This is a genomic window from Stenotrophomonas africana (assembly GCF_013004645.1).
GTDB classification, from domain to species: Bacteria; Pseudomonadota; Gammaproteobacteria; order Xanthomonadales; family Xanthomonadaceae; genus Stenotrophomonas; species Stenotrophomonas africana.
The window spans coordinates 847,539-860,717 of sequence record NZ_JABEME010000001.1 but is presented as its reverse complement, the minus strand read 5'-3'; the positions used below and the strand labels follow the sequence as shown (position 1 = coordinate 860,717).

Sequence of the window (13,179 nt, the reverse complement as noted above, 5' to 3'; positions counted from 1 at the left end):
GGTCCGGTTGCGGGAGTGTCCGCGGCATGGATGCCGCGGCCAAGCCCCCATGGATGGGTTTACGGCGTCTCCCGCAACCGGACCCACCCCGCCATCCCACGGAATGCCCGCTTCTGCCGTTGCTGTTGCTTCGGATTCTGGCAGGTGCAGGGCTGCAAGCCCTGCCGACCAACACCCTGCTTACGAACGGCTGACGTGACGCTCATGCGCCATGCGCGAGGCTGTCCACCTGGTGGTTCGACTGGAGGTGGCAACGGTGCACTGGCAGAGCGCACAGGCCTACGCATGGCCGTTGGGATTGGCCGTGGTGGTGGGCGGCATCGGCGCGTGGCTGATCCTGTGGATCTATCACCGGCTGAAAGGGCGTGATCGCCGGCGTGCGCGCATCGGGCGCGTGCTCGGGCTGCCGATGGCCACCGCGTGGCCGCTGCTGCTCTTGATTCCCGCCTTGCAGGCGACGCCACTGCAGGATCCGTTGCTGGGCCATCTGCAGCACGGACTACACATTGCATTGATGGCCTGCTTCGTCTGGCTGCTGGTACGCGCGGTGGCGGCGGGCGAGCGCGCGATCCTGCGCAGCCATCCCATTGATGTCTCCGACAACCTGGAAGCGCGCCGCATCCAGACCCAGACGCGGGTGCTCAGCCGTGTGCTGATGGGCGGCATCATCGTGCTGGGCGCATCGCTGGTGCTGCTGACCTTCCCGATGGTGCAGAAGATCGGCACGGCGCTGCTGGCGTCGGCGGGCCTGATCGGACTGGTGGCGGGCATCGCCGCCAAGCCGGTGTTCGGCAACCTCATCGCCGGCCTGCAGATCGCACTGACGCAGCCGATCCGCCTGGACGACGTGGTGATCGTCGAGGGCGAGTGGGGACGCATCGAGGAGATCGGCAGCAGCTACGTGGTGGTGCGGATCTGGGATGAGCGGCGGATGGTGGTGCCGCTGACGTGGTTCATCGAGAACCCGTTCCAGAACTGGACGCGGCGCAGCGCCGACCTGCTCGGTACCGCATTCTTCTGGCTGGACTACCGCGCGCCCATTGCGGCGATCCGCGCCGAGCTGGAGCGCATCTGCCGGGGCGAAGCGCTGTGGGATGGCCGGGTCTGCGTGACCCAGGTGACCGAGACCAGCGAGCGTGCGATCCAGGTGCGCCTGCTGGTCAGCGCGCGCAGCTCCGGTGATGCCTTCGACCTGCGTTGCCTGGTGCGCGAACGCATGCTCGATTTCCTCGCACGTGAGCATCCGCAGTCGTTGCCGCAGGTGCGTGCGCGGCTGCAACACGAAGACGAGCTGGATATGCCGCGTGGCCCGAGGGCGCGCACTGCGGATGTGCGTTCGCCGGGTGCTGAAGATGGTGAGGCGGCGATCGTATCGGTGGAGCCCGACCAGCCGCTGTAGAGCCGAGCCATGCTCGGCTGCTTTCGATTTTCCGTTGAAGCCGAGCGTGGGCTCGGCTCTACAGAAACACGATCACGGCTCGCCGGCGTCGATCAGTGCATCGGTATCAAAGTGCGGCGGGCGCCGTGCGCGCGTGCGCTGTTCGTAGGCGTAGGCCATTTCGATCAGCTTCGGTTCGCTCCAGGCGGTACCCATGAACAGCAGGCCGACCGGCAGGCCATCGATCTGGCCCATCGGCACGGTCAGGCTGGGATAACCGGCCACGGCGGCGGCGCTGTAGCTCTCGCCGGGGAAGTCGTCGCCTTCGCTGCGGATCGGCCATGCCACGCCGGTGGTTGGCGCCACCAGAGCGTCAAGCTGATGGGCGGCGAGGGCGGCGTCGATGCCTTCCGGGCCGGCCAGGCGGCGCGCATCGCTGCGCGCGCGGATGTAGGCGGGGTCGGCCAGGCCGGCGGTGGCATCGGCCTCCACCAGCAGCTCCTGGCCGAACAGGCCCAGTTCCTGCTTGCTGTGCGCCTGGTTGAAGGCGATCAGCTCGGCCAGGGTGCGCAGTGGCGCGCGGTGGGTGCTGAGGTAGCGCTCCAGCCCGGCCTTGAATTCGTACAGCAGCAGCGTGCGCTCGGCCTCGGCCCAGGCGCCCTGGTTGGGCAGCTCCACCGGCACCACCACGGCGCCCGCTCGACGCAGCTCGGTCGCCGCCTGTTCGATCAGTGGCGGCATGCCGCGGTACTTCAGCAGCGGTGTCTGCAGCAGGCCGATGCGCTTGCCGCGCAGGCCCTGCGGGTCCAGGCGCGCGGTGTAGTCGTAGACCGCACGGCCGGGCATGGTCGCGGTGGCGGGGTCGGCATCGTCGCGGCCCGCGATCGCGGTCAGTACAGCGGCGGCGTCGGCGACACTGCGCGCCATCGGTCCAGCGGTGTCCTGGCTGAAGGAGATCGGGATGATGCCGTCGCGGCTGACCAGGCCGACCGTCGGTTTCAGGCCGACCACACCGTTGATCGCCGCCGGGCAGACGATGCTGCCGTCGGTCTCGGTGCCGATCGCCACGCTGGCCAGGTTGGCGGCCACGGCCACCGCGCTGCCGCTGCTGGAGCCACAGGGCGAATGGCTCAGCCGATAGGGATTGCGGGTCTGGCCGCCACGCGCGCTCCAACCGGAGATCGAATCATTGCCGCGGAAATTGGCCCATTCGCTCAGATTGGTCTTGCCCAGCACCACCGCACCGGCTTCGCGCAGACGCCGTACCAGGTATGCATCGTCCGGACGGAATCCCTGCAGCGCCAGCGAGCCGGCACTGGTGGCCATCGGCGCGGCGTTGATGTTGTCCTTCAACAGCAGCGGGATGCCATGCAGTGGGCCACGCAGGCGACCATTACGGCGCTCGCGGTCGCGCGCGGCGGCTTCCTTCAGGGCATCGGGGTTGAGCTCGATCACCGCGCGCAGGCGCGGCCCGGTGCGGTCCAGGGCAGCGATGCGCTGCAGGTAGGCCTGGGTCAGGGTGGTGCTGTCCAGTTCACCGGCGGTCATCCGCGCCTGCAGGTCGGTGACATCGGTTTCGGCGTACGGGAACGGCACGTTGCGGCTCGCAGGTTCGGCCGCATGCGCGCTGGGCGTGGCCGGGCTGCAGCCAGCCGAAAGCAGCGCAGGCAGCGCGGCGAGCAGGCAGGTCAGCAGAGGCGGCAAGGACGGGCGCATGGGGCGGCTTGGTCGGCTCCAATCCCCAGTGTAGCCGGTGCTCAGCGGTGGCGCTTGCGCAGGTCGCGGGCGAGGACGTAGACCACGATCAGGTTGATCGCCAGGATCGTCCACGACGGCCAGCCGGGGTGGCGGATGATCGCGAAGATATCGAAGGGCAGGTACAGCGAGGCGGTCAGGCAGCCCAGCCAGGAGGCCCAGGCCTTGGCCCGCCAAAGGCCCCAGGCTTCGACCAGGTGCAGCAGGCCGTAGCCGATCATCCCCGCCGCGGCCAGGTGGACCGCGTCGGGGCTGATCATGTGCAGCAGCGAGGGCAGGGTGCCATGGTCCGGGTCCAGGCTGAAACGCCGGATCAGGACCATGATGCCGTGCCGCAGCGGCTGCGGTCCGAGCACTTCCAGCCCGGTGGCGGCCAACAGTGCCAGCATCGCCTTGCTCGCTTCGAGCAGGGCGATGACATGGAGACCCGGATGCCGGTGTGGATCCGGGTTGTAGCCGCTCTGGTTCACGGGGTGCTGGCTCAGCCGCCGCGCGAAGCCTTCTTGCGGTCGCTTTCGGTCAGGAACTTCTTGCGCAGACGGATCTCCTTCGGGGTGATCTCGACCAGCTCGTCGTCTTCGATGAAGTCCAGGGCCTGTTCCAGCGAGTACTTGATCGCCGGGGTCAGCTGGATCGCATCGTCCTTGCCCGAAGCGCGCATGTTGGTCAGCGGCTTGGTCTTGATCGCGTTGACGGTCAGGTCGTTGTCCTTGGAGTGGATGCCGACCAGCTGACCTTCATACACGTTGTCGCCTTCAGCAGCGAACAGCTTGCCGCGCTCCTGCAGCGGGCCCAGCGAGTAGGCCGGCGTGGTGCCCGGCGCATTGGCGATCATCACGCCGTTGATGCGCTTGGCGATCGCGCCCTGTTCCTTCGGACCGTAGTGGTCGAACACGTGGAACAGCAGGCCCGAACCCTGGGTGAGGGTCTTGAACTCGTTCTGGAAACCGATCAGGCCACGGGCCGGGATCTGGTACTCCAGGCGCACACGGCCCTTGCCATCCGGTTCCATGTTCTTCAGCTGGCCCTTGCGGGTGCCGAGCTTTTCCATCACGCCGCCCTGGTGGATTTCTTCGATGTCCACCACCAGCTGCTCGATCGGCTCCATCATCTGGCCGTCGATTTCCTTGATGATCACTTCCGGGCGCGACACGGCCAGCTCGTAGCCTTCGCGACGCATGTTCTCGATCAGCACCGACAGGTGCAGTTCGCCACGGCCGGAGACCAGGAACTTGTCGGCGTCTTCCAGCTGTTCGACCTTCAGGGCCACGTTGTGGACCTGCTCGCGGTCCAGGCGGTCCTTGATCTGGCGGCTGGTCAGGAACTTGCCACCGGACAGGTCCTTGTTGCCGGCGAACGGCGAGTTGTTGACCTGGAAGGTCATCGAGATGGTCGGCTCGTCGACGGTCAGCGCCGGCAGCGCCTCCGGGGTATCCGGGTGGCACAGGGTGTCGGAGATGGTCAGCTCCGGAATGCCGGAGATGGCCACGATGTCACCGGCTTCGGCGGTGTCCTGCTCGATGCGCTCCAGGCCCAGGAAGCCCAGCACCTGGGCAACCTTGCCGTTGCGCTTCTTGCCTTCACGGTCGATGACCGCAACCTGCATGTTCTTCTTCAGGGTGCCGCGCTGGATGCGGCCGATGCCGATCACGCCCACGAAGTTGTTGTAGTCCAGCTGGCTGATGCGCATCTGGAACGGGCCTTCCGGGTCCACTTCCGGACGTGGGGCGTGCTGCATGATCGCTTCGTACAGCGGGGTCATGTCGCCGTCGCGCACGGTGTCTTCCAGGCCGGCGTAGCCGTTCAGGGCCGAGGCGTAGACGATCGGGAAGTCCAGCTGCTCATTGGTGGCGCCGAGCTTGTCGAACAGGTCGAAGACCTGGTCGATCACCCATTCCGGACGCGCGCCCGGACGGTCGATCTTGTTGACCACGACGATCGGCTTGAAGCCCATCGCGAAGGCCTTCTGGGTCACGAAGCGGGTCTGCGGCATCGGGCCGTCCATCGCATCGACCAGGATCAGCACGGTGTCGACCATCGACAGCACGCGCTCGACCTCACCGCCGAAGTCGGCGTGGCCGGGGGTGTCGACGATGTTGATCCGGTTCTTGATGCCGGTCTTCTTGTCTTCCCAGGTGATGGCGGTGTTCTTGGCCAGGATGGTGATGCCGCGTTCCTTTTCCTGGTCGTTGCTGTCCATCACGCGCTCGGCGAGGACGGTGCGCTCGGACAGGGTGCCGGACTGCTTCAGCAGCTGGTCGACCAGGGTGGTCTTGCCATGGTCGACGTGAGCGACGATGGCGATGTTGCGAAGATTTTCGATGGACATACGAAAGGGGGCCAGTCGGCGCCGGATTTGGAAAAAGAAGTCCAACATTATACGTCGAACTTGACGATTCGCGAAAAGATGGATTTCACGCCGGTCCGGGGCGCCATTCAGGTGGCTGTCCAGCGCTCCGGCCCAGGCCGCCAGGAGGGACAGGCGGCGCTGCCCGTCCGGTGGCTGAAGCCGGCGTCTCCACCGATGGTCGAAGCCGCCGCCGCCGCGAGGCAGGTGTAAACTAGGTGGCTAGACGCGTTCCCCTCTGCATCAAGGATCTTCATGTCCCTCATCGCCACTTTCGACACCACCCAGGGCCCGATCAAGGTCGAGCTGTTCGCCGACAAGGCGCCGCTGACCGTGGCCAACTTCGTGAACCTGGTCAAGCACGGCTTCTATGACGGCCTGATCTTCCACCGCGTGATTGCCGACTTCATGATCCAGGGCGGCTGCCCGCAGGGTCGTGGCACCGGCGGCCCGGGCTACAAGTTCGAAGACGAGAAGAATGGCGTGAAGCACGAGGTCGGCTCGCTGTCGATGGCCAACGCCGGCCCGAACACCAACGGCAGCCAGTTCTTCATCACCCACATCAAGACCGACTGGCTGGACGGCCGCCACACCGTCTTCGGCAAGGTCCTGGAAGGCCAGGCCATCGTCGATTCGGTCAAGCAGGGCGACGTGATCCATTCGATCACCCTGGAAGGCGACGTCGACGCCGTGCTGGCCGCCCAGGCCGACCGCGTCGCCGAGTGGAACAAGCACCTCGCCGCCTGATTCCCCTTCGAAACGGCCACCCACGGGTGGCCGTTTCCCTGTTCCCCGCCGCCCGCCCGGCCTGCGTGGCCATGCCTGCGGCGTCCCATCAAACGCTTGCAAGCAAGAGGAAACCCCCATGAAAGCACCCGTTCGTGTTGCCGTGACCGGCGCCGCCGGCCAGATCGGTTATGCCCTGCTGTTCCGCATCGCCTCCGGCGAAATGCTGGGCAAGGACCAGCCGGTCATCCTGCAGCTGCTGGAACTGCCGGTCGACAAGGCCCAGGCCGCCCTGAAGGGCGTGATGATGGAACTGGAAGACTGCGCCTTCCCGTTGCTGGCCGGCATGGTCGGCACCGATGATGCTGAAGTGGCGTTCAAGGACGCCGACATCGCCCTGCTGGTCGGCGCGCGTCCGCGTGGCCCGGGCATGGAGCGCAAGGACCTGCTGCTGGAAAACGCCAAGATCTTCACCGCCCAGGGCGCAGCGCTGAACAAGGTCGCCAGCCGTGACGTGAAGGTGCTGGTGGTCGGCAACCCGGCCAACACCAATGCCTACATCGCAATGAAGTCGGCTCCGGATCTGAAGCCGGAAAACTTCACCGCCATGCTGCGCCTGGATCACAACCGTGCCCTGAGCCAGCTGTCGACCAAGCTCGGCAAGCCGGTTGGTGGCATGGAGAAGCTGGTCGTGTGGGGCAACCACAGCCCGACCATGTACCCGGACTACCGTTTCGCCACCGCCGATGGTGCGTCGATCGCCGATGCGATCAACGACCAGGAGTGGAACGCCAACACCTTCATCCCGACCGTCGGCAAGCGCGGCGCGGCGATCATCGAGGCCCGTGGCTCGTCCTCGGCCGCTTCGGCTGCCAATGCAGCGATCGACCACGTGCGTGACTGGGTGCTGGGCAGCAACGGCAAGTGGGTCACCATGGGCGTGCCGTCCGACGGTTCCTACGGCATTCCGGAAGGCGTGATCTTCGGCTTCGCGGTGACCACCGAGAACGGCAAGTACACCCTGGTCAAGGATCTGCCGATCGACGACTTCAGCCAGAAGTACATCGACAAGACCCTGGCCGAGCTGGAAGAAGAGCGCGCCGGCGTCGCCCACCTGCTGGGCTGATGCAGGCGGTACCGGCTCCGGCCGGTACGTCTTCCATCAAGGTAGGTACCGACCGCTGGTCGGTACGCAGAAAACGGGGAGGCTTCGGCTTCCCCGTTTTCATTTGGAATTCCTGGAACCGCATGATCCACCTGCACTACATCGATGACGCACTGCTGGTGGCCGAGAAGCCGGCCGGCCTGCTGTCCGTGCCCGGCCGCAGCGCCGAGAACCAGGATTGCATGGTCGCGCGCCTGCAGGCGCTGTACCCGGACGCGTTGACCGTGCATCGCCTGGACCAGGTGACCTCCGGGCTGCTGCTGCATGCGCGTGGCAAGGACCTGCAGGCGGCGTTGTCGATGCAGTTCGAGCAGCGCCAGGTTGGCAAGCGGTATGAAGCGGTGGTGCAGGGGCTGCTCGAGGGTGATGCCGGCGAAGTGGACCTGCCGTTGATCGTGGACTGGCCGAACCGGCCGAAGCAGATGGTCGATCACGAACGCGGCAAGCCGGCGTTGACCCGCTGGCGCGTACTGGCGCGTGATGTAGAAGCGCGGCGCACCCGCGTGGCGTTGGAACCGATCACCGGCCGCAGCCATCAGCTGCGTCTGCACATGGCCAGTCTTGGCCATCCCATCGTCGGTGACGTGCTGTATGACGCCGCGCCGGCGCAGCGCGTGCATCTGCATGCGCGCAGCCTGCAGTTCACCCACCCGGTGACGGGCGCGGCGATCGCGTTCGAGTCAGCGGCTCCGTTCTAGGGGTTCGGCAGGGCTTGCAGCCCTGCACCTGCAGAATCAACGTCAACGTCAACGTCAAAAGCGGGCTATCCGTGAGTTGGCGGGACGGTGTCGGAGTGCGGGGACGCCGCAAGTACGTCCCTGTAGGCTTGGCAGCCGCATCCATGCGGCTGACACCCCGCACTCCGACACCGCCCCACCTTCGACAGGTTCACTCGGCTGTTGGTAACGGTGGCCGTTGTTCCGCGCAGCTGTTGGTAGGTGTCGACCTTGGTCGACACGATATTTCTGTCAGATATCGAATGAATCATCCACGCATGGCGTGGATCTACCGTGTCGACCAAGGTCGACACCTACCAGAGCAGTCGACCAAGGTCGACACCCACCAAGGCAGAACGTCGTTCCGACAGATCGCGGAAGTCTGTCGAAGGCGGGGTGGGTCCGGTTGCGGGGGCGTGAGCCGCATGGATGCGGCGACCGAGCCTCCATGGACGGATTCACGGCGTCCCCCGCAACCGGACCCACCCCGCCATCCCCCAGTAAGCCAGCTTCTGCTGTTGCTTCGGCTTCTGCAGGTGCAGGGCGCAGCCCTGCATGAAAAACCCACCCCCCTACCAAGGTAGGGCGGCCCGCGCGGCAGCGCCGGACTATCCTCGAACCCATGACTTTGTCTGGGAGGGCTGCGTCATGAACTACGAGGAAACCTACCGTCGCTCGATCGACGAGCCGGAGGCCTTCTGGGGCGAGGAAGCCAAGCGCATCCATTGGCACAAACCACCGCAGCAGGTGCTCGACTACAGCAACCCACCGTTCCGGCGCTGGTTCGTCGGCGGTGAAACCAATCTCTGCTACAACGCCGTCGACCGCCACCTGGCCGAGCGCGCCGACCAGCTCGCGCTGGTTGCCATTTCCACCGAGACCAACAGCACCCGCGAGATCACCTATCGCCAGCTGTATCGCGAAGTGAACGACTTCGCCGCCGTGCTCAGGCACCTCGGTGTCGGTCACGGTGACCGCGTGGTGATCTACATGCCGAACATGGCCGAAGCCGTGTTCGCGATGCTGGCCTGCGCGCGCATCGGTGCGGTGCACTCGGTGGTGTTCGGGGGCTTTGCCGCGCATAACCTGGCGCTGCGCATCGACGATGCGAAGCCGAAGCTGCTGATCGCCGCCGATGCCGGCATGCGCGGTGGCAAGCTGATTCCGTACAAGCCGATGGTTGACGCCGCCTGCGCCGAAGCGGCTTCGCCGCCACCGCATGTGCTGATCGTGTCGCGCGGGCTGGATGCCGCCGAACCACGCGTGCCGGGCCGTGATGTGGACTACGCCACGCTGCGTGCACAGATCGGGGAAGTGGATGTGCCGGTGCAGTGGCTGGAAGCGAGTGAGCCGAGCTACCTGCTGTACACCTCCGGCACCACCGGCAAGCCGAAGGGCGTGCAGCGCGACGTGGGTGGCTATGCGGTGGCAATGGCCCAGTCGATGGAGACCGTGTTCGACTGCAAGCCGGGCCAGGTGATGTTCTCCACCTCCGATGTCGGCTGGGCGGTGGGCCATTCCTACAACGTGTACGGCCCGCTGATCGGTGGCTGCACCTCGCTGCTGTACGAAGGGCTGCCGACGAATCCGGATCCGGGCATCTGGTGGGCGCTGTGCGAGCAGTACAACGTGCGCACGATGTTCTCGTCGCCCACCGCCATCCGCGTGCTGAAGAAGCACGACGCGGACTTCATCCACCGCCACGATCTGCGCGCGCTGAAGTACCTGTTCCTGGCCGGCGAGCCGCTGGACGAGCCGACCGCGCACTGGATCAGCGAAGCGCTCGGCAAGCCGATCATCGACAACTACTGGCAGACCGAAACCGGCTGGCCGGCGCTGACCCTGCTGCCGGGCCTGGAGATGAAGCCGGTGCGTTTCGGCTCGCCCGGGTTCCCCAATCTCGGTTACCGGATGAAGGTGATCGACGAGAACACCGGCGAGGAAGTCGCACCGGGGCAGAAGGGCGTGCTGGTGGTGTCGCCGCCGCTGCCGCCGGGCTGCATGAGCACGGTGTGGAACGACGACAGCCGTTTCCTGCAGAGCTACTTCAGCCACTTCAAGGAACTGCTGTACAGCTCGCTGGACTGGGCGATCCGCGACGATGATGGTTACACCTTCATCCTCGGTCGCACCGATGATGTGATCAATGTGGCCGGGCACCGCCTGGGCACGCGCGAGATCGAGGAGGCCATTTCCAGCCATCCGCGCGTGGCCGAGGCCGCCGTGATCGGGGTCAAGGATGAACTGAAGGGGCAGGTGCCGCTGGTGTTCGTCACCCTCAAGCAGGGGCTCGATGGCGAGGATCCGGCGCCGGTGGTGGCCGAGATGATGGCGACGGTGACGACTTCGCTTGGCGCGGTTGCGCGCCCGGCGCATGTGCATGTGGTCAATGCACTGCCCAAGACCCGTTCGGGCAAGCTGCTCCGGCGCTCGTTGCAGGCGCTGGCCGAACAGCGCGACCCGGGTGACCTGTCGACGCTGGATGATCCCAGTGCGCTGGAGGAGATCCGCCGCGCGCTGGGCCGTTGACCTGGTAGTGCCGGCCGCTGGCCGGCACCTCCATCAATCCCGAGGTTGCCGGCCAGCGGCCGGCACTACCCTCCGCGTCCAGTACTTGCGCTAAGCTCGGCCTGTCATCGACCTGCAATACGCGGCGCGCGCCGGGGAAGGCGCGTGCCGTCGGGGGATGGCACACAGGGGAGCGTGCCCGCCAGGGCGCGCCGGCATTGCGCATCGAGGGAGGGGGAGGCAATGGCATTGCTGCACGCCAAGACGGCTGCTGGCCGTCAGGAAATCGAAGACCGCGGCCGGCGCCTGCCGGCGGCACTGCGTTCGATCCTGCTGATGGTCGACGGCCATCGCGATGACACCGAACTGCGCGGCCTGTTCGAAGGGCTGCGCGCACCACCCGATGCACTGGAGCAGCTGGCCGCACAGGGCCTGATCGAAGTGATCGGTGGAAGCGCAGAGGTGACACCGCTGCGTGGCATCAGCACCGGGCGCGAACAGGATCCGGCGCTGTACCAGCAGTTGTACGACGCGATGAGCGAGGCGGTGCGCCGCCACCTGGGCCTGAAGGGCTATTTCATGCAGTTGAAGATCGAACGCTGCACCGATGCGCTGGCGCTGGAGCGCTTGTGCCCGGAACTGCTGGCGGCGGTGGGCAAAGCGCGCAGCCCGGCATTGGCGCAGCGCTGGTGGCAGGAAACCCGGTCGGCCGTGCTGAACGCAGGCGATGAGGTCGTGCAGGCCTGAGCCACCGCGTAAAGTGATCGGTTCACTTTCCCACAAGGAGTCCCGCGTGCAGGACGACCACGACGACACCGATACCCCCGGCTGGGACGCGATCAATGCGGCGCTGGCGCCGCTGTATGCCGGGCAGGAACCGCGTCACTTCGGCACCGCGCTGCCGTACACGCTCGGTGGCCAGGATCCGCTCGATGGCATCAGCGTGTACTGGGCAGACGCGCCGGTACCGCATTGGCACTACATCACCTACGGCTTCTCCGAGCTGTACGCCAAGGAGAGCAGCGATGCCGATGTCAGCGGCTATGGTTTCGAGCTGACCTTCCGCCTTGCTGCTGAAGCCGGTGAGCACGCCGGCAGCACACCGCCAGTGTGGCCGATGAACCTGCTGCAGAACCTGGCGCGCTACGTGTTCAGCAGTGGCAATGTGTTCGAGGATGGCCACCACCTCAATGCCAACGGCCCGATCGCGCTGGAGACCGACACGCGGCTGTGCCATCTGGCTTTCGTTGCCGACCCGCAGTTGCCGGCACGCGACACCACCAATGGCCACCTGCAGTTCCTGCAGCTGGTCGGGCTGACCGATGAAGAGATGGAAGCGGTCAAGCGCTGGTCGACGCGTGGCGTGCTGCAGGCGCTGCAACCGGCGATGCCGCTGTGGATCAGCGACCTGCATCGCGGCAATCTGCTGGAGGATCCGGCACTGGCGGCTCAGATGCAGGCCGGCAGCGAGCGTGAGGGCTCCAGTACCGGCATGTTGTTCATCGAGACACTGGATTGGCGGCAGGAGGCAGGCGTCACCACCCTGGTGCTCGGCGCCGGCCAGGTGGCCAGCGTGTGCGAGCTGCTGCCATTGCGCCTGCGCCACGGCAAATCGCTGGAACTGGTCAGCCGCGAGCGGCAGTGGGAGTTCGTTCCGGCCGGGCGCGGTGAAGTGGGTGACGTCTCCGCCGACAGCGCGCGCTGGGCACTGGACGAGGCGGGACTGCAGGCCCTGGCGGGCGTGCGTGCCGAGCGCGGCATCTACCCGGCGGCGGTGGCGCTGCGCATCGAAGTGGTGCCGACCTACCTGCGAGATGCCAAGGGCGAAGTGATCCGCCAGATCGGTTGATCACGCTGTTGGAACCGAGGGGGCCAGATCCGTTCGCCACGCGAGCGGCTCTGGCCCCAGGGCAGGATCAGGCCAAGCCTTCGGCCTTCAGCGCGGCCTGCACGCCGGCATCAGCATCCATGCGCGCCTTGTAGGCGGCCAGGTTGTCCAGGCCGGACAGGTCGACCTTGGTGCCGGCGGCCCAGCGCAGGGTGATGTAGAAGTACGGATCGGCGAAGCTGCGGAAGCCGGCCAGCCACGGCTTGTCGGCCAGCTGCCTGTCGGCGGTCTCGAACAGGCCACGCAGGCGCTTGTGCGCGGCGGCGCGGATCGCGTCGAACTGGCTCTCATCGGCGATGAACTTGCCCGGAGCGAACAGCGGCGAGAAGGCCGGGTGCACGTCGGAGTTGACGAAGGCCAGCCAGCGGGTGGCTTCGGCACGCTGGCGCGGGCTGCCGTCACCGCCGAGGCCGGCCTGCGGGTAGGTGTCGGCGATATAGCCCATGATCGCGGCGTTCTGCAGCAGCACGAAGTCGCCATCGACCAGTGCGGGGACGGCGCCGGCCGGATTGATCTTGAGGAATTCCGGGCCCTTCAGGGTGTCCTTGTTCAGCAGTTCAACCTCGAACGGCTGGCCGGTCCACTGCAGGGCGATGTGGTCGGCGGTGGAACAGGCACCGGGCTTGCTGTACAGCTTCATGGGAACTCCAGGTGATGCGGGCGGGAAGCGCCCACTATCCCAGAGCCTGGCGGCGG

General features: G+C 66.4%; 11 protein-coding genes. 7 read left to right on the top strand and 4 right to left on the bottom strand.

The features are described 5' to 3' along the window. Positions 1–211: 211 nt before the first annotated feature. Positions 212–1,399: a mechanosensitive ion channel family protein gene (locus HLA98_RS04295; protein ID WP_212757416.1), complete on the top strand. Its 1,188-nt coding sequence runs from the start codon at positions 212–214 to the stop codon at positions 1,397–1,399. 72 nt (positions 1,400–1,471) lie between these two features. Here the strand turns inward: HLA98_RS04295 and HLA98_RS04290 are convergent, their stop codons facing one another. The 3 genes from HLA98_RS04290 to typA are packed head-to-tail and all read right to left on the bottom strand — an operon-like array spanning position 1,472 to position 5,462. Continuing rightward, complete coding sequence (locus tag HLA98_RS04290; RefSeq protein ID WP_057499706.1) at positions 1,472–3,094, bottom strand: amidase; 1,623 nt, start codon at positions 3,092–3,094, stop codon at positions 1,472–1,474. A 41-nt stretch (positions 3,095–3,135) separates the two neighbouring features. After that, the gene (locus HLA98_RS04285; RefSeq protein ID WP_005415426.1) at positions 3,136–3,603 is read right to left on the bottom strand and encodes a DUF2127 domain-containing protein; all 468 of its coding nucleotides are present in this window, start codon (positions 3,601–3,603) and stop codon (positions 3,136–3,138) included. A gap of 11 nt (positions 3,604–3,614) precedes the next feature. Beyond that, complete coding sequence (gene typA, locus HLA98_RS04280; protein WP_049444226.1) at positions 3,615–5,462, bottom strand: translational GTPase TypA; 1,848 nt, start codon at positions 5,460–5,462, stop codon at positions 3,615–3,617. 273 nt (positions 5,463–5,735) lie between these two features. Between typA and HLA98_RS04275 the strand changes: the two genes are divergently transcribed. From HLA98_RS04275 to HLA98_RS04250, 6 genes are all read left to right on the top strand, one after another. Then, on the top strand, positions 5,736–6,227 hold the full coding sequence (locus HLA98_RS04275) for a peptidylprolyl isomerase (protein WP_005408225.1): 492 nt from the start codon (positions 5,736–5,738) through the stop codon (positions 6,225–6,227). Positions 6,228–6,345: 118 nt separating this feature from the next. Then, positions 6,346–7,332 carry a malate dehydrogenase gene (locus HLA98_RS04270; protein ID WP_004153634.1) on the top strand — a complete coding sequence of 329 codons (987 nt, stop codon included), beginning with the start codon at positions 6,346–6,348 and terminating at the stop codon, positions 7,330–7,332. Between the two features lie 122 nt (positions 7,333–7,454). Further along, a complete protein-coding gene (locus HLA98_RS04265; protein WP_057499705.1) occupies positions 7,455–8,069 on the top strand; it encodes an RluA family pseudouridine synthase in 615 nt (204 codons plus the stop codon). A 666-nt stretch (positions 8,070–8,735) separates the two neighbouring features. Then, complete coding sequence (gene prpE / locus HLA98_RS04260; protein WP_049451480.1) at positions 8,736–10,616, top strand: propionate--CoA ligase; 1,881 nt, start codon at positions 8,736–8,738, stop codon at positions 10,614–10,616. 222 nt (positions 10,617–10,838) lie between these two features. Next, on the top strand, positions 10,839–11,342 hold the full coding sequence (locus HLA98_RS04255) for a hypothetical protein (RefSeq protein WP_057499506.1): 504 nt from the start codon (positions 10,839–10,841) through the stop codon (positions 11,340–11,342). A 46-nt stretch (positions 11,343–11,388) separates the two neighbouring features. After that, positions 11,389–12,444, top strand: a complete 1,056-nt coding sequence (locus HLA98_RS04250) for a suppressor of fused domain protein (protein WP_057499505.1) — start codon at positions 11,389–11,391, stop codon at positions 12,442–12,444. A gap of 67 nt (positions 12,445–12,511) precedes the next feature. Here HLA98_RS04250 and HLA98_RS04245 read toward each other — a convergent pair whose 3' ends face one another. Beyond that, the gene (locus tag HLA98_RS04245; RefSeq protein WP_049448767.1) at positions 12,512–13,123 is read right to left on the bottom strand and encodes a glutathione S-transferase N-terminal domain-containing protein; all 612 of its coding nucleotides are present in this window, start codon (positions 13,121–13,123) and stop codon (positions 12,512–12,514) included. Positions 13,124–13,179 lie beyond the last annotated feature (56 nt).

What these genes read in the sequence shown, in the direction of transcription:
- HLA98_RS04265 (WP_057499705.1), top strand. Translation starts at nt 7,455, where the DNA reads ATGATCCACCTGCACTACATCGATGACGCACTGCTGGTGGCCGAGAAG.
- HLA98_RS04245 (WP_049448767.1), bottom strand. Translation starts at nt 13,123, where the DNA reads ATGAAGCTGTACAGCAAGCCCGGTGCCTGTTCCACCGCCGACCACATC.
- typA (WP_049444226.1), bottom strand. Translation starts at nt 5,462, where the DNA reads ATGTCCATCGAAAATCTTCGCAACATCGCCATCGTCGCTCACGTCGAC.
- HLA98_RS04275 (WP_005408225.1), top strand. Translation starts at nt 5,736, where the DNA reads ATGTCCCTCATCGCCACTTTCGACACCACCCAGGGCCCGATCAAGGTC.
- HLA98_RS04295 (WP_212757416.1), top strand. Translation starts at nt 212, where the DNA reads ATGCGCGAGGCTGTCCACCTGGTGGTTCGACTGGAGGTGGCAACGGTG.
- HLA98_RS04290 (WP_057499706.1), bottom strand. Translation starts at nt 3,094, where the DNA reads ATGCGCCCGTCCTTGCCGCCTCTGCTGACCTGCCTGCTCGCCGCGCTG.
- HLA98_RS04255 (WP_057499506.1), top strand. Translation starts at nt 10,839, where the DNA reads ATGGCATTGCTGCACGCCAAGACGGCTGCTGGCCGTCAGGAAATCGAA.
- HLA98_RS04270 (WP_004153634.1), top strand. Translation starts at nt 6,346, where the DNA reads ATGAAAGCACCCGTTCGTGTTGCCGTGACCGGCGCCGCCGGCCAGATC.
- prpE (WP_049451480.1), top strand. Translation starts at nt 8,736, where the DNA reads ATGAACTACGAGGAAACCTACCGTCGCTCGATCGACGAGCCGGAGGCC.